The organism is Flavobacterium sp. TSSA_36 (assembly GCF_051547165.1).
GTDB lineage: Bacteria > Bacteroidota > Bacteroidia > Flavobacteriales > Flavobacteriaceae > Flavobacterium.
Genome location: NZ_JBPTTP010000001.1, coordinates 823579 through 845937 on the forward strand (window position 1 = coordinate 823579; position 22359 = coordinate 845937).

Genomic DNA, 22359 nt, shown 5'->3' on the forward strand with positions numbered 1-22359 from the left:
TCTATGAGTAGATTTACTGCTTTACTTTTGTTGTTCTGTTGTTGTGGGCTGCTTTGGTCACAAGAACAAGCTAAGAAACCCAAAATAGGTCTAGTATTAAGTGGAGGTGGAGCCAAAGGTTTCGCTCATATTGGCGTGTTGAAAGTGATTGAAGAAGCCGGGATCAAGATCGATTATATCGGTGGAACGAGTATGGGAGCCGTGATTGGAGGTTTATATGCTTCGGGCTACAATGCCACTCAAATTGACTCTATTTTTCACACGGTTGACTTTGATAAACTGATCAATGATTATATTCCAAGAGGGTCCAAGAATTTCTACGAGAAGCGCAATGATGAATTGTATGCCATAACCCTTCCGTTCAATAAATTAAAAATAGGCATACCTGAAGCGCTTTCTAAGGGAATGTACAATTTCAATTTATTGACACAATTAACGCGCAATGTCAAAAACATCCATGATTTTAATCAATTGCCAATTCCTTTTTTATGTATCGCAACGGATATAGAAAAAGGAGAACAAGTCTTGTTGAATAAAGGGAATTTAGCACAATCCATGTTAGCGAGTGCTGCTTTTCCTTCTTTGTTTTCACCAGTTGAAATTGATGGAAAAGTGCTGATTGATGGTGGAGTAGTCAATAACTACCCTATTCAAGAAGTACTTGATTTAGGAGCTGAGGTTATTATTGGGGTAGATGTTCAGGAAGGATTGAAAGACCGCACTGCTCTTAAAGATGCTACCAAAATCCTAGTACAAATCACTAATTTTAGTATGATTGATAAAATGAAAGAGAATGTACAGAAAACCACAGTTTACATTCAGCCTGACATCAAAGAATATACGGTGATTTCTTTTGATAAAGGCCAAGAAATTGTTGTAAAAGGAGAAGAAGCTTCTTTTGCTGTATATGAAAAATTAAAAAAATTAGCTGATTCGAATCAACCCTATTACAAACCAAAGTTAAAAATCATCTCTGATAGTATTTTGATCAAGAGTATTGAAGTAAATGAACTAAAAAATTTCACCAGTACTTATGTCAAAGGAAAGCTTCGGTTTAAGCCAGGAAGCTGGATTACGTATGCAAAATTGCAGAATGGGATTAACACTATTAATGGGAGTCAAAACTTTAATGCCATAAATTACGCGCTACAATCAGAGGGGGAAGGTGAAAAATTAGTACTGAATTTAAGAGAAAACGACACCAAAACACAGTTAAAACTAGGCTTGCATTATGATGGATTATACAAAAGTGCCGTTCTAGCTAATTTGACCCAAAAAAATCTCTTCCTTAAGAATGACAATACTTCTTTAGATTTAATTATCGGGGATAATTTTCGATACAATTTCAATTATTATGTAGATAATGGATTCAATATCAGTTTTGGTTGCAAGTCTTCGTTCTATCAATTTAATCGAAATGTATCGCATACCATTCAAATTGGGAAAACCTTAGATAATGAGTTATCGTTAGTAAATGTGGACTTTCAAGATTGGAGTAATCAAATTTATTTCCAATCTGTATTTGTTCAAAAATACCTAATTGGTGGCGGTGTCGAGTATAAATACTTAAGTATAGAACCTATTAGTGTAGTGAAAAATATCGCGCCAATAGAGGATAGTAATTATCTAGGCGTATTTGGTTATTTGAAATTTGATGCCTTAGATAGTAAGTATTTTCCAAAAAAAGGATGGTCATTTACAGGAGACATACATTCTTATTTGATGTCATCGAATTATTCCAAAGCTTTTGAGCCCTTTACAATTATGAAAGCTGAATTTGCTTTAGCGGTTCAATTGGTACCTCGATTGGTATTTAAGTTTGAAACGGATGCTGGTACAACGGTTGGTAAACAAAGTGTTCCTTTTTTAAATTTTATGCTTGGAGGGTATGGGTATACATCTATTAATAATTTCAAACCTTTTTTCGGGTATGATTTTTTAACGCTTGGAGGTAATAGTTATATCAAATCCTCAGGGACTTTGGATTTTGAATTTTACAAAAGAAACCATCTCAATTTTACGGCAAATTACGCCAATATAGGAAATCGAATTTTTAGTTCACTTGATTGGGTAGCGCTTCCCAAGTTTTCAGGCTATGCTATTGGTTACGGACTTGATGCAATTATTGGGCCAATAGAAATCAAATATTCTTGGTCACCAGAGCTTCCAAAAGGATTTGTTTGGTTTGGCGTAGGATATGTATTTTAATTTAAAATATATTAAAAAAAATACGATATTTGCTTTCATGAAAACAAAATGGCAAGGTTTATTAGATTATCTGCAATTTCTGATTAAAAGAAATCCGGAATGATGTCACAATTTTTTAAGGAATACAATTAGGTTCAATCTAAATTTTTTAAAAATGCCACTATATCATAAACTAGGGGATTTTCCTCAAAAACGCCACATACAATTCGAGAAACCTGATGGGGGATTGTATTATGAGCAACTATTCGGTACCGAAGGTTTTCACGGTCATTCGTCACTATTATATCATGTACACCGACCTACTCAGGTCAAAGAAATACTAAATTCGTATTCGGTAGAACCCAAAATTGCTGTCGGTAAAAACATCAAATCGTTATTGTTAAAAGGATTTGAACTACAACCCGAAATCGATTTCTTAGAAAGCCGCAAACCTATGTTGGTCAATAAAGATTGTACCATTGGTTTGGCTGCTCCAACAGCATCCTTGCGCTCTTATTTTTATAAAAATGCCGATGCCGATGAAATGATTTTCATCCACAAAGGAAGCGGAACGCTAAGAACGATGATGGGTAATATTCCTTTTGAATATGGGGATTATCTCATCATCCCTCGCGGAATGATTTATCAAATCGATTTTGATACTACGGAGAATCGCTTATTTTATGTAGAATCTTTCGCGCCTTTCTATACCCCAAAACGATACAAAAACGAATCAGGTCAGCATTTAGAACACGCTCCTTTTTGTGAACGCGATTTCAAATTGCCAACGGAATTAGAAACGCACGACGAAAAAGGCGATTTCTTAATCAAAATCAAAAAAGAAGGGATGATGCACGAGGTGGTCTATGCCACACATCCTTTTGATGTTATTGGTTGGGATGGCTATAACTTTCCTTATGGTTTTAGTATCCACAACTTCGAACCGATAACCGGTCGCGTACACCAACCACCACCAGTACACCAAACCTTCGAGACGGCTACTTTTGTAGTGTGTTCTTTCGTGCCTCGTTTGTACGATTATCATCCAAAATCCATTCCAGCACCTTACAATCACAGCAACATCGATAGCGATGAGGTATTGTATTATGTAGATGGCGATTTTATGAGCCGTAATAATATTGAACAAGGTCACATCACTTTGCATCCAAAAGGAATTCCTCACGGGCCAGCACCAGGAGCTATGGAACGAAGCATTGGTCAAACCATCACACAAGAATTAGCCGTAATGGTCGATACGTTTCGCCCTTTGATGGTTACCGAAGAAGCGATGGGTCTTGATGACGGACAGTACTACAAATCTTGGGTAGAGTAATTAGATAATGTGCCAATTTGATAATTTGATAATTTTCAAATGGTCAAGTTTCTAAGTATTTTCTAATCAATCAATTTTCTAAATTTAAAAAGGTATGACTTTTAATGAGAAATATAAAGACAATGCGCTTTTAACTAAAACTTTCAATTTTTCACTAAAGATAATTGATTATACAGAAATCTTACATGAAAAAAAGAAATTTGTAATTGAAAATCAATTGTTAAAAAGTGGAACTTCAATTGGTGCCAATTCCAAAGAAGCTCAAAATGCTGAAAGCAAAGCCGACTTTATTCATAAATTAAAAATTGCCATAAAAGAAGCAGATGAAACTGAATATTGGCTTTTTCTTTGTGATGCACATCAATCATTTCCAGATTGCAAAGAATTATTAAATGATTTATCAGAAATTTTAAGAATATTAAATAAAATAATTTCAACATCAAAACTTAAATAATTAGACTATTTGAAACATTCCAATTTAAATAATTTTTGGCATTTTCTAATTTTCTAATTTTCATATTATCTCAATTTATTATGGCAAAAGAAGTACAATCAGTAGAATACGGATTAGAGAAAATATTTGAAGGAGCACAAGATTTCCTTCCATTAATGGGAACCGACTACGTAGAATTTTATGTGGGTAACGCCAAACAAGCGGCTCATTTTTATAAAACCGCTTTCGGATTTCAATCGCACGCGTATTGCGGTTTAGAAACAGGCTCAAGAGACAAAGTTTCTTATGTGCTAAAACAAGACAAAATCCGTTTGGTGTTGACTACCGCTCTTACTAGCGAATCCCCAATTGGAGAACACGTAAAAAAACACGGCGACGGCGTAAAAATCGTGGCACTTTGGGTAGAAGATGCTCGTAAATCTTTTGAAGAAACCACCAAACGTGGCGCAAAAGTATATATGGAGCCTACCGTAGAAAAAGACGAATTTGGAGAAGTAGTTCGCGCTGGAATTTATACTTATGGCGAAACCGTACATATGTTTGTAGAACGTAAAAACTACACTGGTGCTTTTCTTCCAGGTTTTGTAGAATGGAAATCGGATTATAATCCAACTTCTGTTGGACTAAAATACATCGACCATATGGTAGGAAATGTAGGTTGGAACCAAATGAACGTTTGGGTAAAATGGTATGAAGACGTGATGGGATTTGTGAATTTCCTTTCTTTTGATGACAAACAAATCCATACCGAGTATTCTGCTTTGATGAGTAAAGTAATGAGTAATGGTAACGGAAGAATTAAATTTCCAATCAACGAACCCGCCAAAGGAAACAAGCGTTCTCAAATTGAAGAATATTTAGATTTTTATGAAGGAGCAGGCGTGCAGCACATTGCCATTGCTACCGATGATATTATTACTACTGTAACTGAGCTTAGAGCTCGTGGCGTGGAATTTTTGTCAGCGCCACCTCATGCGTATTACCAAGCCATTCCAGAACGTTTGGGTGAACACATGAGTATGATGAAAGAGGATTTGGCCGTTATCGAAAAATTAGCCATTATGGTGGATGCGGATGAAGATGGCTATTTATTACAAATCTTTACCAAGCCAGTTGAAGATCGTCCGACCTTATTTTTCGAAATAATTCAACGAATGGGGGCCAAAGGATTTGGTGCGGGTAACTTTAAAGCATTATTCGAATCGATCGAGAGAGAGCAAAAATTGCGAGGAACGTTGTAAAATTAAGTTTTTTTTGCATTATTAAAAAAAATAACCAAATGGAATGCTAATAATATACAAATGTTGTGTTAAACTCAATTTTATAGATCAAAAATAAGGAAAAGCAGTTGTATCTTTGCCAAGCAAATGAGAGGGGTGGTTTCCTTTCATGGGTATTATAAATTTCATAATTTATAGTTTTTTGGTTAGTTAATAGCATAAAAACTCAGTCATTAATTTGACTGGGTTTTTTTGTTTTAATACATTTGGACTCATTTTTGCAGAGAATCTCTTTATGCTCAAATTATACAAAATGAGAAAACTACTCTCCCTTATTTTATTGTTTTTTACTGTAAGTTTCGATTCCCAAGAACTTTCCGCTTTTGATACTGGCGAATGGTTTAAATTCAGAATACATTATGGCTTTGTAAATGCGGGATATGCTACACTCGAAGTCAAAGATGCTACGATCAATCAAAAATCGGTGTACCATGTTATAGGGAAAGGTTTTACCACTGGAATGTCTCGTTTTTTCTTCAAAGTGGATGATTTGTACGAAAGCTATTTTGACAAGGCAACAGGTTATCCTTATCAATTTGTTCGAAAAATAGACGAAGGAGGGTATACTAAAAATCAAGAAGGTTTCTTTAATCAAAACACGAATAAGGTAGTGGTTAAAGATTATAAACATAAAAGCGAAAAAGTTTTTTCATTTCCAAAAGGGACACAAGATATCGTTTCTACTTTTTATTATCTCAGAAATTACCCGGGTATTGATAAGTTAAAAGTTGGAGAATCGGTTGCGATTGACATGTTTTTTGATGAAGAAACTACAAAGTTTAAGTTAAAATTCTTAGGTCGTGAGGATATTACAACTAAATTTGGCGTTATTTCAGCCATGATTTTTCGCCCTTTAGTGCAATCTGGACGCGTTTTTAAAGAGAAGGAAAGCTTAACCGTTTGGATCTCAAATGATCAAAATAAAATTCCATTGCGCATCAAAGCCGAATTAGCAGTTGGTTCTATTAAAGCTGATTTGGATGCGTACAAGGGGCTAAAATATACATTTAAAGTTAAAGCAAAATAGCAGCATGATTATTTCAGAAAATACCACTTCCCTTTTAGAAGAAATTGATCAAAAATTCAAGGCGATTCATCAAAAAACGGATACGCATTTAGAAGGGCTATTGTGGTCAAAACCCATTACGTATTGGGATTATATTCAAACCGATGCGCTGTTAAATTTGCAAACACAACGCACTACCTTGCCTGACGAGATGGTGTTTATTATGTATCATCAAGTCAATGAATTATTGTTCAAGATGATTCTTTGGGAAATGCAACAAATCTCTTACTGTGAACAAATAGAAACCTCTTTTTTTACGGAAAGATTAATGAGAATTAGTCGTTATTTCACCATGCTCACTACTTCCTTTGATATCATGGGAGACGGAATGGAGGTCGAACAGTACATGAAATTCAGAAATACCTTGACACCCGCCAGTGGTTTTCAAAGTGCTCAATACCGTATGATCGAATTTGCCTCTACTGATTTGATCAATTTAATTGATGCTAGGTTTAGAGCTACGATTGATAGAAATACTCCTTTTGAACACGCCTTTGACCATTTATATTGGCAAGCCGCTGGAAAAGATCATCAAACAGGAGAAAAATCTTATCTCTTGATGGAGTTTGAAAGAAAATATAAAAAAATATTTTTGGATCAAATGAAAGAATATAACACCATTAATCTTTGGCAGAAATTCAAACAATTACCCTTAGCAGCTCAGCAAAATCCTGAGTTGATTCGTGCCATGAGAGAATATGATCATACGGTTAATGTCACTTGGGTAATGCAACATTTAAATACCGCTAAAAAATATATAGAATCTAGTGGTTTAGGAGACGGAGAAGCCACTGGAGGAAGTGATTGGAAAAAATACATGCACCCTAAATACCAACGCCGAATATTTTTTCCCGAATTATGGAGTGAATTGGAGTTAACCAATTGGGGAATTGAAAAGTAATCGTGTATTTTAGTGACAAGTTATTGCATGCTATCCAACTAAAAGCCTCTAACCTCAAAAAAATAACTATTAGTTCGACTTTATAGTCTGATTGATATAATCGAATAAAAAAATATAAAATTGAAACGTTTCGTAATCCTTTTATGCTTAGTATTTACTTTTTTTTCGTGTTCGAAGAAAGAACCTGTTTTGGATGTTATCAAAGTAAAGCCTGTTGCTAACAAAACCGAATTTGGATTTAAGTATGCTGACTATAACGTGTTAAATGACACCTTAAAGAGCGGTGACACCTTTGGAAGTATTCTTCAGAAACAGAACATTGGTAATAAAAAAGTATTCGAAATTGTGGCTCAAGTAAAGGATTCTTTCAGTGTTCGGTCTATACGTAATAACAAACCCTATACGCTTATTCGCTCAAAGAAAAAGACCAAGGAGTTGTTAGCATTTATTTACCAACCTGATGCGCGACAATATTATGTTATCGATTTGAGAGATACGATCGCTAAAGCCTATAAAAAAACAAAACCGATCACTCTGAAACGACGAACTATAGGGGGCGTATTGAAAGGATCGCTATCAGAGACATTAGACACTTATAAAGTAGAGGGAGCTTTAGCTTCAAGAATAGCCAAAATTTACGCATGGTCTATAGATTTTTTTAAATTGAAAAGAGGCGACCGTTTTGCAATTACTTTTACAGAACGATTTATTAATGATTCTATTTATGATGGGGTCGATAGTTTAGAAGCCTCCTTTTTTGAGTACAAAGGCAAAATTATTTACGCTTTTCCATTTGTGGCCAATGCAAAATCCAATCGTATTGAATATTATAATGAAGAAGGCAAAGGATTGAAAAATTTCTTTTTGAAAACGCCTATTAAATTTAGTCGATTGACTTCTCGATTTACCTCTAATCGTTTTCATCCCGTTCAGTTGCGTTGGAAAGCCCATAAAGGCACTGATTATGCTGCACCTCACGGAACTCCTATTACCACAACCGCTTCTGGAGTAGTAGAACAAACAGGGTATACCGCAGGAAATGGTAATTTTGTTAAAGTTAAACACAATGGGACTTATGCTACTCAGTATTTACACATGTCTCGAATTTTGGTTCGTAGAGGACAACGTGTAACCCAAGGACAGCCTATCGGTTTGGTGGGTAGTACGGGATTAGCAACAGGACCGCATGTATGTTATCGTTTTTGGAAAAACGGCATTCAGGTAGACCCCTTACGTTTAAAATTACCCAACGGAGAACCTCTTACAGGAGCTAATAAGGATCGATTCTTCAAACAAATGAAGCCTCTGAAATGGGAATTGGACAGTATTGCCAATTTATAATCCTATACTTATTATAACGATTTCGCAGATTCTTACGGGTTTAAAACTAGCTTAACAGTCCTTTTAAAGTTAATTGCTTAATTTTGCTTTTATTAGAAATTCAAAATTCAAGCATATGGCTTTACATACAATCAATCCAACTCAAACTAAGACTTGGGAAAAATTACAACAACATTTCTCTGCACAACAATCCGTGACACTACAAGAGTTGTTTCAAGCTGACGCTAATAGAACTGAAAAATTCAATATTAAATGGAATGATTTTTTAGTAGATTTTTCCAAAAATAACATCAACCAAGAAACCGTTGCTCTTCTCCTTGACTTGGCTAAAGAATGTGGTTTAGAGGCCGCGATTTCTGATTATTTTGGAGGAGCACTAATTAATCAAACCGAAAATCGTGCCGTACTTCATACCGCTTTAAGAGCAAAATCTGACGCTGATATTAAAGTGGAGGGTGTAAATGTTGTTCCTGAAGTATATGAAGTCAAAGCAAAAATTCAAGCATTTACGAATGAAGTAGTAGCAGGTATTCGAAAAGGATATACCGGAAAAACATTCACAGATATTGTTAATATTGGAATTGGAGGTTCGGATTTAGGTCCAGTAATGGCCGTTGAAGCATTACAATTTTATAAAAATCACTTGAATGTTCATTTTGTTTCCAACGTAGATGGGGATCATGCCAACGAGGTAATCAAGAAGATCAATCCAGAAACTACTTTGTTTGTTATTGTTTCTAAAACCTTTACTACCCAAGAAACTTTGACTAATTCGGAGACGATTAGAAAATGGTTTTTGCAATCAGCGACGCAAGAGGATGTAGCCAAGCATTTTGTGGCGGTTTCTACTAACCTACAAAAAGTTACCGAGTTTGGAATTAATCCTGACAATGTATTCCCAATGTGGGACTGGGTTGGAGGACGTTTTTCATTATGGAGTGCTGTTGGATTATCCATTAGCTTAGCGGTTGGATATGACCATTATGCGGCCTTATTAGAAGGAGCGAATGATATGGACGAGCACTTCAAAACGACTGCATTTGAAAATAATATTCCTGTAATTCTTGGAATGTTAAGCGTTTGGTATAATAATTTTTATGGAGCCGAAAGTGAAGCACTAATTCCTTATACGCAATACTTACAAAAATTAGCGCCTTATCTACAACAAGGGACTATGGAAAGTAACGGAAAAAGTGTGGGACGAGATGGTAAAGCGGTAAATTATCAAACAGGAACCATCATTTGGGGTGAGCCAGGAACCAATGCGCAACATGCTTTTTTTCAATTAATGCACCAAGGAACAAAATTAATTCCAACGGATTTTATTGGTTATGTAGCACCATTATATGGCGATTGGAACCATCATGACAAGTTAATGTCTAATTTCTTTGCTCAAACAGAAGCCTTGTTGCACGGTAAGACGGAAGCGCAAGTACAAGCTGAATTTGACAAACAAGGACTTTCCGCAGAAAAAGCAGCTGCTTTGTTGCCTTTTAAAGTATTTACTGGGAACAAACCTACCAATACCATTTTGATTCAAAAGCTAACACCAAAATCATTAGGAGCTTTGATTGCGATGTACGAACACAAAATCTTTGTGCAAGGGGTAATATGGAATATTTTTAGTTTCGACCAATGGGGAGTGGAATTAGGTAAACAATTAGCTAATTCTATTTTAGAAGAAATCGAAACTCAAACCCTGAAAAATCACGATAGTTCGACCTCATTTTTATTAAATCATTTTCTTCAAAATAAGAGAAAATAAGATAAAGTAAATCCTCTTCAAAAGTCTCGAATGGTCTTGTATCATCCGAGACTTTTTTATTGCAGAAAATTAATTTAGATTTATTTTTTACTACAACGTTGTAATTGTAGATAAATCGTAACTCAAATTTTAAATTTGAAAATTAATTGGTAATCCAAGAAAAAAAACACTTAAAATATTGTGTTATTTTCAAATGCAGCCCTTTTTTTAACGGAATACTTTTTTTAAGGGATATTATATTGTCATATTTTAATACAACGTTTTCGTAAATACCTATACATTACTACAACATTTGTTAATTTAACTTAAAGTTTAGCTTTTTTTTATATCTCATAATCGCCAAATTAGGGTGTTAGATAGCTTTAAAAATGGGGGTTTAAGATGCTTTTTAATCATATTTTGAAAGTTGTATAGTTTTTGTTTACTTAGTTTTTTAACATTTTTTTTCTTTTATTTTTAGATTTAGATCCTTATTAAAATCAAAAGAATATGAAAAAATTTACTTCGTTGATTTTCCTGATGTTTTTTGCATTGGGTTTTTCACAAAATAATCCTGTTACCTTTGAAACAGGTGGACAAGGCGCCAATTGGACCTTCTCCAATTTTGATAATGGACCGAGTCCAACTATAGGATTTGAAAAAGTTCAAAATCCTTTCAAAACAGGTGTCAATACCTCAGAAACAGTAGGAAAGTTCACTGCTTTGGCGGGTAAAGATCTAGGAGGTTCAGGTGCTGGTTGTCAATCCAAACATGGGGTTGATTTGGGTACTTTTAAACTGTCCTATGCTAATAGTACCCTCAAAATAATGGTTTACAAAACCGTTAAAAGCCCTGTAGGGATAAAATTTGCCGAGGCCGATGGAGGTTCTAACGGTGAATTAACCGTTACTAACACTAAAATTAATGAATGGGAAGAATTGACTTTTGATTTCACCAGTAGAATTGGTGCTACTAAATCTGGTGCTATTGATCAATTGATTCTGTTTATGGACTTAACTGAAAACAGACCAGAAGCTACAGTAAGTTATTTCGATAACATTACTTTTTCAAAATCGTTAGCTGCTCCACCAGTTGTGGCTTGTAATGCAATTTTGAAAGATGCATTAGAAGGTACATTTGCGGATGGTTACAAAGTAAAATTTGAAACCGTTGGCACCAATGTGAATATTACTTTTGAACTTTTGGATCAAAAAGATGGTTTGGTTGCTTTTTTACATAGAGAATCTCCATTTGAAGAAACTCAGATGACAAACAAGGCAGGGACTAGAATTTTTACCCAAACCATTACAGGACAAACGCCAGGTGAAATCATAAGTTATGCGTGTAAATTTGCTTATGCTGGCGGATTGTCGAAAACAAAATATATTAAATATGAAGTAGGTAGTTTTTGCGATGGTATTAAACCTACAGCGCCAACAGCAGCTGCACCAACGCCAACAGCTACAGCTCCTAATGTAATCTCACTTTTTAGTGGTGGTGCGTATACTGATTTAGCAGGAACCAATTGGAATCCAAATTGGGGACAAACAACCGTGTTTGAGGAAGTAAGTATCGCTGGATATGCTACTAAAAAATATACTAACTTCAATTACCAAGGGGTGGTATTACAAACTCCAGTGGATATTTCCAATATGACTAAACTTCATTTGGATGTATGGTCTCCTGATTGTACGGCACTGAAAGTGTTTTTGGTTCCTACCACTGGAGCCGAAAAAAGCATTACAGTAAATCCAACCTTATTTGGGTGGAATTCCTTTGATATTACTTTAGCAGATTACACCAATGTAGATTTGAAAAGTATTAAAGAATTAAAATTTGAATCAGTAACTGCTGGGACAACTGTCTTTCTTGATAATATTTATTTTGTAAAAGCAGTGGATCCTTCTTTGTCAATGAATGCACCAGTTACTTTTGAAACTGGAGATCATGGTGCCGGTTGGAAATTCACCAATTTTGAAAATGGTGCTGGACCAGAAGGGTTCGAAAAAGTAGCTAATCCTAGTGTCTCGGGTATCAATACCTCGGCAACCGTTGGTAAATACACCGCTACTGTTGATGGAGGAATAAACGCTGGATGTCAAACCAATGATATCGGGAAGTTTACTTTTGATACTAAGAACTCTACCGTTAAAATGATGGTGTACAAAACTGTCATTAGTGATGTTTCTATGAAATTTGCTGTAGCAGATGGAGGATCACTCGGAGAAATTAAAGTTAAAAACACGAAAATCAATGAATGGGAAGAGCTAACCTTTGATTTTTACAATCAAATTGGTAAAGTGCAATCTACTGATATAGTGACCATGATCATCTCGTTGGATAATCGTGTTAGAACGTCACAAAATAGCTCGTATTTTGACAATATTACTTTTTCAAAAACTACGGTAGCTTCACCAGTGCAAATATGCGATGCTGTTTTGAAGGAAGCTTCACAAGGTGCTTTTACTACAGGTTACAAAGCTAATTTCGCTACCGTTGGAACGGACGTAAATATTACTTTTGAATTATTGGATGCCAAAGACGGACTTGTTGTGGGGCTATGGAAAGAAAGTCCATTTACAGAAACTCCAATGGTGAATACTCCGGCAGGAAGTAAAATTTTTACCGCGAAATTAACCAATCAAAAAGTAGGAGATTTGATAAGCTATGCTTGTAAATTTGCTTATGCTGGAGGTCAATCTGTTACTAAGTATATCAAATATGAGGTGGGTACGGCTTGTACAGGAACAACTCCTCCACCTGTAGTTACTGGACCAACGCTTCCCTTAGATTTTGAAACAGGAACATTCGCTTTTACTGATTTTGATGGAGGTGCAGTTACAGTGGTTGATAACCCTTCTAAAACGGGAATTAACACCAGTGCCAAAGTTGCTAAAATGGTCAAAGGAGCTGGAGCAATTTGGGCGGGTAGTTATTTAAAAATGGCCTCTCCAATTGATTTTACAACAAATAAAAAAGTTAAAGTAAAAGTTTGGTCACCAGTTGCTGGTAAAAAACTATTATTAAAATTTGAAGGAGCTGGAGCTGCATTCGAAAAAGAAGTGGCAACAACAGCGGCTAATACTTGGGAAGAATTAACTTTTGATTACACAGGAGTTGCCGGAGTAAATAACTTGAATGATAAAATAGTATTGATATTTGATTTAGGAACTGCTGGAGACGGTAGTGCTGCGTCTACTTATTATTTTGACGAAATTACGCAAGCTACTACACCACCCGTAGTTACTGGACCAACGCTTCCCTTAGATTTTGAAACAGGAACTTTTGCCTTTACTGATTTTGATGGAGGTGCAGTTACAGTGGTTGATAACCCTTCTAAAACGGGGATTAACACCAGTGCCAAAGTTGCTAAAATGATCAAAGGAGCTGGAGCAATTTGGGCGGGTAGTTATTTAAAAATGGCCTCTCCAATTGATTTTACAACAAATAAAAAAGTTAAAGTAAAAGTTTGGTCACCAGTTGCTGGTAAAAAACTATTATTAAAATTTGAAGGAGCTGGAGCGGCATTCGAAAAAGAAGTGGCGACAACAGCGGCTAATACTTGGGAAGAATTAACTTTTGATTACACAGGAGTTGCCGGCGTAAATAACTTGAATGATAAAATAGTATTGATATTTGATTTAGGAACTGCTGGAGACGGTAGTGCTGCGTCTACTTATTATTTTGACGAAATTACGCAAGCTACTACACCACCCGTAGTTACTGGACCAACGCTTCCCTTAGATTTTGAAACAGGAACATTCGCTTTTACTGATTTTGATGGAGGTGCAGTTACGATTGTCGATAATCCTTCTAAAACCGGGATTAACACCAGTGCTAAAGTTGCTAAAATGGTCAAAGGAGCTGGAGCAATTTGGGCGGGTAGTTATTTAAAAATGGCCTCTCCAATTGATTTTACAACAAATAAAAAAGTTAAAGTAAAAGTTTGGTCACCAGTTGCTGGTAAAAAACTATTATTAAAATTTGAAGGAGCTGGAGCGGCATTCGAAAAAGAAGTGGCGACGACAGCGGCTAATACTTGGGAAGAATTAACTTTTGATTACACTGGAGTTGCCGGCGTAAATAACTTGAATGATAAAATAGTATTGATATTTGATTTAGGAACTGCTGGAGACGGTAGTGCTGCGTCTACTTATTATTTTGACGAAATTACGCAAGCTGCTACACCACCTGTAGTTACTGGACCAACGCTTCCCTTAGATTTTGAAACCGGAACGTTTGCCTTTACTGATTTTGACGGAGGTGCAGTTACAGTGGTTGATAATCCTTCTAAAACGGGGATTAACACCAGTGGCAAAGTAGCCAAAATGGTCAAAGGAGCAGGTCAGCCATGGGGAGGAAGTAAACTTACGTTAGCTACTCCAGTAGATTTTTCAACTAAAAAAATAGTTAAGGTAAAAGTTTGGTCACCAGTGGCTGGTAAAAAACTATTGTTAAAGTTTGAAAGTCCAAATGGTAATTTCGAAAAAGAGTCAGTTGGAGTAACAGCTGCCAATACTTGGGAAGAACTTACGTTTGATTTTACAAATGTGAGTACAACAAATACAGCTTCTGATATCGTTTTTATTTTTGATTTGGGAACATCAGGAGATGGAAGTGCCAATTCTACTTATTATTTTGACGAAATTACTCAATCTGCTGGTTCGGTTCCCGTTACAGGAGCAACGCTTCCTTTAGATTTTGAAGCTACTACTTATGCTTTTGTAGATTTTGATGGAGGAGTAACGACTAAAGTGGCTAATCCTCAAAAGAACGGTATCAATACTAGTGCCAATGTCGCCAAAATGGTAAAAGGCGCTGGAGCAATGTGGGCTGGAAGTAAAATTAAAATGGCCGCACCAATAGATTTCTCAACCAATAAATTATTCAAAGTAAAAGTTTGGTCACCAGTGGCAGGTAAAAAACTTTTATTGAAGTTTGAAGGTACTGCAGGGAATTTTGAACAAGAGTCTACAGGGGTTACTACTGCCAATACTTGGGAAGAATTGACTTTTGATTTTACAAAAGTGGCTACCAATAATGTGGCCGATTTTATGGTTTTCATCTTTGATTTAGGAACTGTAGGAGACGGAAGTGCCAATTCAACGTACTATTTTGATGATGTTCAACAAGCGTCAATGCCGGTTGTGCCATCTGCTAATTATCATGTTTCTTTTGAACAAGGAACTGTTATTGGTACTTGGAATGCTTTTGAAAATCCGGGACAAACAGGGTTTGAATTCGCAGATAATCCTTCCAAAACAGGAATAAACACCTCCAATAAAGTAGGTAAATTTACTGCAGTAGCAGCTGGACAACCATGGGCTGGATGTGAAACGGCTAGCGGGACCATTGGTACTTGGGAATTGGATGCTACCAGTAAAACTGTGACGATGATGGTGTACAAATCAGATATTAGTCCAGTTGGAATTAAAATGGCTACAAGCTATAACGGGACGACTTTCGAAATCAAAAAGAAGAACACCAAAATTAATGAATGGGAGTTAATGACTTTTGATATTTCTTCATTTATCACAAGTGCTGATGCTACTAAGATTAACAAATTTGTTGTTTTTCCAGATTTCAGATCGGATGCTGATCCTGTAAGAAATAAAGATGTCGTTTTCTATTTTGATGATATTAAATTTTCAGCCAAAAAATTATTCGATCCTAACTATGTAGCACCTCCAGTAGACAATCCTACAGTGGCAGCTCCTACACCTCCTACGAGAAACGCAGCAGATGTGAAATCTATTTTTAGTGATGTTTATACCGTTTACAAAGCAGGCAATTGGTGTCAATGTTGGGGACAATCTACGGTTGTAAGTGAAGTAAAAGTTGTTGGTGATACTACTAGAAAATTAGAAAATTTCACTTATCAAGGAGTAACGTTGCCTGACGGAGAAGTTTTCAACGTATTGGATATGAATAAAGTACACATTGACTTATGGTTTAACGATGCAAAATCAGTGAGCCTAGCCTTGGTGCAACAAACTCCGGGTGGTAGTGTGGAAGCCGCTCTTAAATTCACACCAACAAAAGAAGGTTGGAATAGTTTTGATCTGGATTTGAACGCTACCACTTTGCCAGGTGTTGATTTGTCTAAAGTTTTCCAAATGAAATTAACTTCAGAAAAACAAGGATCAAATGTATTCTTAGATAATTTATATTTCTGGAAAGATGCCGCAACTGCATTAGCTCAAATGGACTTACCCGTTTCTTTTGATGATGCGAAGGTTGATTATTCATTACTTGGTTTTGGTGGAACAGAGGGTTCTTCTATTGTAGTAGATCCAACATTGGCCACAAACAAAGTTGCCAAAGTATTGAAACCAGCAATATCTGAAACTTGGGCTGGAGTAACTATTTCTGCTGGGGCAGGTCTAGGGTTTAAAAACAAAATTCCTTTTTCGACTGCTGCAACCAAAATGAGTGTTCGCGTATGGTCGCCAGATGCAGGTACTATCATTCGCTTGAAAGTAGAAGATCATGCAGATAAAAACCGTACTGTAGAAACCGAATCGACTGTAACTACTGCAAAAGGCTGGGAAACTGTTGTGTTTGATTTTGCAAAACCAGTAAGCGGAACACCTGCAATGAACTTGGCTTATACTTATGATAAAGCAACAATTTTCTTCGGGTTTGGATCAAATGGAACCGAAAAAATATATTACTTTGATGACGTAAAAATGGTGGAAGTAGCTTTAAAACCAGACTTGAGTTTTGGAGTAGCAGCACAAACGTATCCTAAAGGAAAATCAATCTTCCCGCTTCAAGTGGTGAATAATGGTGGAGTAGTCCCAGCAAAAGGGTATTCGATTGCACCAGAATTACCTGCAGGGTTGAGCTTTGATACTACCTCAGGTACGATTTCAGGAGTGCCCACAGCTGTGAGTTTGCCAAAATTATATACAATTACAGGCACCAATACTTCAGGAAGTGCAACTACTGCTATTACTATCAATGTAGTAGATGAAATAGTACCGTCTAATTTTACTATTCAAACGATTAGCGAATCATGTTTAGGTATGAATAATGGTGAGATCAGAATGAAATCAGCAGATTCAAGAACATATGTAGTGACAGTAAATGGCAAAAGCTATGATCTAACGACTAGTTTAAGAATTTTTGATTTGGCGCCAGGAACCTATCTAATTAAAATTACTGTAAAAGGAGAAACGACATCTCAAGAATTTATCGCAGAAATTGCAAAAGGAGGAACTATTTCTTTGAAAACGAATAAAATTTCAAATGATAAATTGCAAGTAGAGATGATCGAAGGTACGGCACCGTTCAAAGTACTTTTAAATGGAGTAGAACAATTCGAAACACCGTTCTCTGTTTTTGATGTTACTACTAAAACAGGTGGTTTATTAGAAATCGTGACAGCCAAATCTTGTGAAGGGGTTTATTCAACTAGAATTGAGGGGATGTTAGAGGTTTTTGCCGCTTTCCCAAATCCAACCTCAGGAAATTTTGAAATTGCAATTCCTACCGAAAGAAAAGAAGTAGTAGTAGAGTTATATAGTTTTAACGGATTATTGGTTTCTAGTAAATCGTACCCTGTTGAAAATGGTTCGGTTCAACTTAATCTTAATGGACAATCAAATGGAGTTTACCTTGCAAAAGTTATTGTTGATACACCATCCTATTTAAAAATCATAAAAAAATAAAGATGAAAAAGTTAATCTATCTATCCCTCGTAGGAGCCTTGTTTTTTTCATGCTCAAAAGATGAGGATGCATCCGAGGGTATCAATGTAGCGCCCACGTCGCCTACTTTAGTTTCTCCCGCAAACAATAAGTTGTGCGTTGACAAAGCGGTGAGTTTTCAATGGAACGCTTCGAAAGACGAAAATAATGACCCTATACTTTATTTGATCGAAGTGGCTAAGGACAAGGATTTTACCAAAATTCTTTTTACAGCCAAAAGCGCGGCGAATTATCAAAATTTTGATTTAGAGAAAGCCACCGCCTATTACTGGAGAGTAAAAGCTTTGGACATCAAAGGGTTGTCAAGTAGTTATTCTGCAACGTTTAGTTTGTATACTACTGGTGAAGGAATCGCTAATTATTTGCCTTTTTTACCCGATTTAATTGCTCCAGAATTGAATGCTTTGATAAGCCCAAAGGCAGCTCAATTAAAATGGTCCGCAAAAGATGTGGACGTAAAAGACAAACTGGTTTATGATGTGTATTTTGGCACGACTAATCCACCCGTTGATCGAATAGGTTCTAATGTAGAGGCAATGTCACTAGATGTCGCGATAGTTGGAGCCAAAGAATACTTTTGGAAGGTAGTTGTGAAAGACGATAAAGGAGGAGCAACTGTTGGTCAAATTTGGCGATTCAGAACTAATTAATAAACTGAAAATTTTTATTGTAATTCATCTCAAAACGCTTCAGGAAACTGAGGCGTTTTTTTCTGTTTTTATTTTTCCATCTCAAAAATACAGGAAATTAGGTTTTTTTTAAGAGTTTAAAATGCCAATTTTATTAAATAAGTACAAAGCAAATCTGTTGAAAAAATGGAGGTTTCAAAATGGTCTTAATTTTTTTTTCAATTCACTGTTAAATTAACATAAAGTCGCGGTAATGTGTTAATAATTACTGTTTTAAGATACTGTTAACTCTAGTTAATATTAGCTTAACATTGCACCGTTTTTAATGGTTGAATTTTGCAAAAAAACTAAAAAATAAAAAAAAATAATGAGGACAATTAAGAATTGGGTACTATTTTACATGATGTTTTTTGCTTTTTCTACAGCATTTTCACAAGGAAAAATTACAGGAAAAATTAAAGATAATGACGGTTCATTACCTGGAGCTAACATTGTGATTAAAGGTTCACCAATAGGAACAACTACTGATTTTGACGGAGGTTTCACTTTGACAACCACCGCAAGCTCTGGAGAATTAGTCATATCATTTGTTGGATTTGAAGCAAAAACGGTTCATTTTTCAGTTTCTAATGGTGCTACTAAAGATATTGGGACAGTGCTGTTAACTTCCAATTCTAATGAGCTAAAAGAAATTATCGTAAAAAGTTCCGTGATTGATGTAGCCAAAGATAGAAAAACACCAGTTGCGGTATCTACAATTAAAGCAGCTGAGATTCAAGAGAAATTAGGATCTCAAGAATTTCCTGAAATTTTAGCGAACACACCTTCAGTATACGCCACTAAAGCTGGTGGAGGTTATGGCGATTCTAGAATCAACATTCGTGGTTTTGATCAAAAAAATATCGCCGTAATGGTTAACGGTATGCCAATCAACGATATGGAAAACGGAGCGGTATACTGGAGTAATTGGTCAGGTCTATCAGATGTTACTTCAGCGATGCAAGTACAAAGAGGTTTGGGGTCTTCTAAATTGGCCATCTCTTCGGTTGGGGGTACTATAAATGTAGTAACAAGAACATCTGAGATGAAAGAAGGCGGGTCTTTGTCCTCAGGATTTGGTAATGACCTTTACTTAAAATCATCAGCTAGTTATAGTACAGGAGTATTAGAGAATGGTTTATCTGCTTCTGTATTGTTTAGTCGTACTTCGGGAGATGGATATGCGGATGGAACAAAATTTGAAGGATATAATTATTTTGTTGGTTTAGGTTATAAAACCGCTAATAAAAAGCATGATTTTCAATTTACTTTTACGGGTGCGCCGCAATGGCACAACAAAAGAAATACAGCACCTACTATTGGCAGCTACTTAAAATATGGTGAAAACGGGCAGCCGAATATTAAATACAATGCAGATTGGGGATACTTAAATGGAGAGGAATTTAGTTTTAGTACCAACTACTATCACAAACCTGTAATGTCTGTAAATTGGGATTATGACATTAACGAAACTACTAAAATGTCTGCGGTAGTCTATGGGTCTTGGGGTCGTGGCGGTGGAACTAATGGTACGGGAGCTATAGCAGGAAACAGATTTTTCTCGGATGCATTAAAAACGGCCAATGGCTTAATCAATGTGGATGTAATACAAGCGTATAATTCTGGTCAACCGGTAACCATTGGCGGCAAAACTTATACTAGAGCGCAAGTCAATGGAGCTTATGAAAGCACCAGTTCTTCCGCTGATAATGCCACCAACGGGATTAGTCAAATTTCTAATGTTAATTCTCACGACTGGTACGGTGGAGTAGTGAATTTGAACAAGAAATTATCTAAAAATTTCACCCTTGATTTTGGGGTAGATGCAAGAGCTTACCGAGGAATGCATTACCAAACACTTACTAACTTGTTGGGTTCTGATTTGTATTCTGATTCTAGTAATGTGAACAATCTAAATAGTGCGGGCATTAAAGTTCCTAATTTAATTTCGAATACCACTTCAACCAAACCAAGTTGGAATCCATTTTATAGTGAAAGTAATCAACCGAAACTTGGTTTCAATAATGATGGATTAGTCAAATGGTATGGTGCTTTTACACAATTAGAATATAGTAATGATAATTTGACGGCTTTTATTCAAGGAGCTGTTTCGCAACAAGGATTTAGAAGAGATGATTTCTTTAAATATGATTCTACTTCTGATTTGTCGTCTACAGATTATGAAAATATTTTAGGAGGAAATATTAAAGGGGGAGCCAATTACAATATCAATGAGCAACATAATGTATTTGTAAATGCAGGATATTATTCGAAACAGCCTTTCTTTAATGCCGTTTACCCCAATAATGCCTCCCTAGTTAATGACAATCTAACCAATGAAAAAGTAGTGGGATTAGAAGCGGGTTATGGTTTCCGTTCTCGATTTTTTAATGCCAACGTAAATGTGTATCATACTACTTGGAGCGACAGATACCAAAGAGCTTCAGATCAAGCTATTGATAATCCTGGTGGGTATTATGATTTCTCAGGAATTAAACAAGTACACACTGGTTTTGAGCTAGAGGCCAATGCTAGAGTGACTCAAAAACTAAAAGTAAATGGTATGTTTTCTATTGGAGACTGGCAATATAAAGGAAATAGCCAAAGTAGACGTTTTGATAATGCTAATAACCCTATAGGTGGAGGATCAACAAGTACCTTATATTTGGATGGTGTAAAAGTGGGTGATGCAGCGCAATTAACCGCTTCTATTGGAGCTACTTATGAAGTATTGGAAAGATTTACCGTAGATGCGAACTACAGACATTCAGATCGTTTATATGCATCTATTTCTCCTGATAAATTTACGCTTGCCGATAACAAAGGTTCTTTGGAATTACCTTCGTATGGTTTGCTGGATATGGGAGTATCTTATAAATTAGTAGTGGGAAAACATCATGACAAATCATTCAATTTTAGAGTTAATGTAAACAATGTCTTAGACAAAACCTATATCGCTGAATCTAGAACGAATATTTTTGCTAGTGATATTGCTTCAGGCGGTAAAACCTATGAAGAATTAGGAAGAACCTATCAAGGTGTTGCTGATGGAAACCAAGTATTCTTTGGTTTTGGTAGAACTTGGAACTTTAGTTTGAGATATAATTTTTAAAAAATAAATAATTCTCTAAGAGTAAGCCGCTTCAAACGAAGCGGTTTTTTTTATGTCTTTTTTTGAATAATTCAACTTTGCTACACAATCTAATTTGGATTCTGGGTATAACTAGTTAGTAGCTTTCTGTAAAAGACATACCGACTTTATTGAAATCTTGGTAAGATGAAATTAGACAAATCTGCATCCTTTTATTCAAAAAGATTGGATTTTTATTGGTCTTGAAATTTCAATTGAAAGATGTTCTTTTAAAATAGCGATTTTTAGCAAAATTTATCATAAAATAGGGTTAAAAACAAAGTGTTTTCAGTGAATAAGGGGAGTTTTTAGAAGTAGTGGTATTTTTATTTGTAAATATTTTACTTCCATTTCTTTATTAAACTTTACTTCATAGTTGTAAAAGGATACTTTTTTTTATATCGAAAAGTGAAAATATTGTTAGGAGTTTAACATTATTGGGAGTTAAGCAGCAATATATTACGATGTTTGTTTATTTTTAACACAAACTCGATATAAATGCTAATTATCTATAAATGAGTAGTAAGGATATCTTATATTAA

Annotated in this window: 11 protein-coding genes; all 11 read left to right on the top strand. The window is 35.7% G+C overall.

Translation table 11 applies throughout. The annotated features are described in order from the left end of the window. Positions 1 to 3: 3 nt before the first annotated feature. The 11 genes from ACSVH7_RS03535 (at position 4) to ACSVH7_RS03585 (ending at position 21799) form a co-directional block, all read left to right on the top strand. On the top strand, positions 4 to 2208 hold the full coding sequence (locus ACSVH7_RS03535; protein ID WP_438065306.1) for a patatin-like phospholipase family protein: 2205 nt from the start codon (positions 4 to 6) through the stop codon (positions 2206 to 2208). A 154-nt stretch (positions 2209 to 2362) separates the two neighbouring features. Next, positions 2363 to 3520, top strand: a complete 1158-nt coding sequence (locus ACSVH7_RS03540) for a homogentisate 1,2-dioxygenase (protein ID WP_438065307.1) — start codon at positions 2363 to 2365, stop codon at positions 3518 to 3520. A gap of 94 nt (positions 3521 to 3614) precedes the next feature. Then, entirely contained in the window at positions 3615 to 3974 is a 360-nt protein-coding gene (locus ACSVH7_RS03545; RefSeq protein WP_438065308.1) for a four helix bundle protein, read from the top strand. 80 nt (positions 3975 to 4054) lie between these two features. Next, positions 4055 to 5215: a 4-hydroxyphenylpyruvate dioxygenase gene (gene hppD / locus ACSVH7_RS03550; RefSeq protein WP_159689557.1), complete on the top strand. Its 1161-nt coding sequence runs from the start codon at positions 4055 to 4057 to the stop codon at positions 5213 to 5215. Between the two features lie 292 nt (positions 5216 to 5507). Next, positions 5508 to 6281, top strand: a complete 774-nt coding sequence (locus ACSVH7_RS03555; protein WP_438065309.1) for a DUF3108 domain-containing protein — start codon at positions 5508 to 5510, stop codon at positions 6279 to 6281. A gap of 4 nt (positions 6282 to 6285) precedes the next feature. Further along, positions 6286 to 7221: a tryptophan 2,3-dioxygenase family protein gene (locus tag ACSVH7_RS03560; protein WP_438065310.1), complete on the top strand. Its 936-nt coding sequence runs from the start codon at positions 6286 to 6288 to the stop codon at positions 7219 to 7221. 120 nt (positions 7222 to 7341) lie between these two features. After that, positions 7342 to 8562, top strand: coding sequence for a peptidoglycan DD-metalloendopeptidase family protein (locus ACSVH7_RS03565; RefSeq protein ID WP_438065311.1), 1221 nt, complete (start codon positions 7342 to 7344; stop codon positions 8560 to 8562). Positions 8563 to 8677: 115 nt separating this feature from the next. Then, positions 8678 to 10327: a glucose-6-phosphate isomerase gene (gene pgi / locus ACSVH7_RS03570; RefSeq protein WP_438065312.1), complete on the top strand. Its 1650-nt coding sequence runs from the start codon at positions 8678 to 8680 to the stop codon at positions 10325 to 10327. Positions 10328 to 10816: 489 nt separating this feature from the next. Further along, on the top strand, positions 10817 to 17980 hold the full coding sequence (locus ACSVH7_RS03575) for a T9SS type A sorting domain-containing protein (protein WP_438065313.1): 7164 nt from the start codon (positions 10817 to 10819) through the stop codon (positions 17978 to 17980). 2 nt (positions 17981 to 17982) lie between these two features. Beyond that, positions 17983 to 18669: a hypothetical protein gene (locus ACSVH7_RS03580; RefSeq protein WP_438065314.1), complete on the top strand. Its 687-nt coding sequence runs from the start codon at positions 17983 to 17985 to the stop codon at positions 18667 to 18669. 346 nt (positions 18670 to 19015) lie between these two features. Then, entirely contained in the window at positions 19016 to 21799 is a 2784-nt protein-coding gene (locus ACSVH7_RS03585; protein ID WP_438065315.1) for a TonB-dependent receptor, read from the top strand. Positions 21800 to 22359: the final 560 nt, after the last annotated feature.

Coding starts and splice junctions, on each gene's coding strand:
- ACSVH7_RS03535 (WP_438065306.1), top strand. CDS start 4: ATGAGTAGATTTACTGCTTTACTTTTGTTGTTCTGTTGTTGTGGGCTG.
- ACSVH7_RS03540 (WP_438065307.1), top strand. CDS start 2,363: ATGCCACTATATCATAAACTAGGGGATTTTCCTCAAAAACGCCACATA.
- ACSVH7_RS03545 (WP_438065308.1), top strand. CDS start 3,615: ATGACTTTTAATGAGAAATATAAAGACAATGCGCTTTTAACTAAAACT.
- hppD (WP_159689557.1), top strand. CDS start 4,055: ATGGCAAAAGAAGTACAATCAGTAGAATACGGATTAGAGAAAATATTT.
- ACSVH7_RS03555 (WP_438065309.1), top strand. CDS start 5,508: ATGAGAAAACTACTCTCCCTTATTTTATTGTTTTTTACTGTAAGTTTC.
- ACSVH7_RS03560 (WP_438065310.1), top strand. CDS start 6,286: ATGATTATTTCAGAAAATACCACTTCCCTTTTAGAAGAAATTGATCAA.
- pgi (WP_438065312.1), top strand. CDS start 8,678: ATGGCTTTACATACAATCAATCCAACTCAAACTAAGACTTGGGAAAAA.
- ACSVH7_RS03575 (WP_438065313.1), top strand. CDS start 10,817: ATGAAAAAATTTACTTCGTTGATTTTCCTGATGTTTTTTGCATTGGGT.
- ACSVH7_RS03580 (WP_438065314.1), top strand. CDS start 17,983: ATGAAAAAGTTAATCTATCTATCCCTCGTAGGAGCCTTGTTTTTTTCA.
- ACSVH7_RS03585 (WP_438065315.1), top strand. CDS start 19,016: ATGAGGACAATTAAGAATTGGGTACTATTTTACATGATGTTTTTTGCT.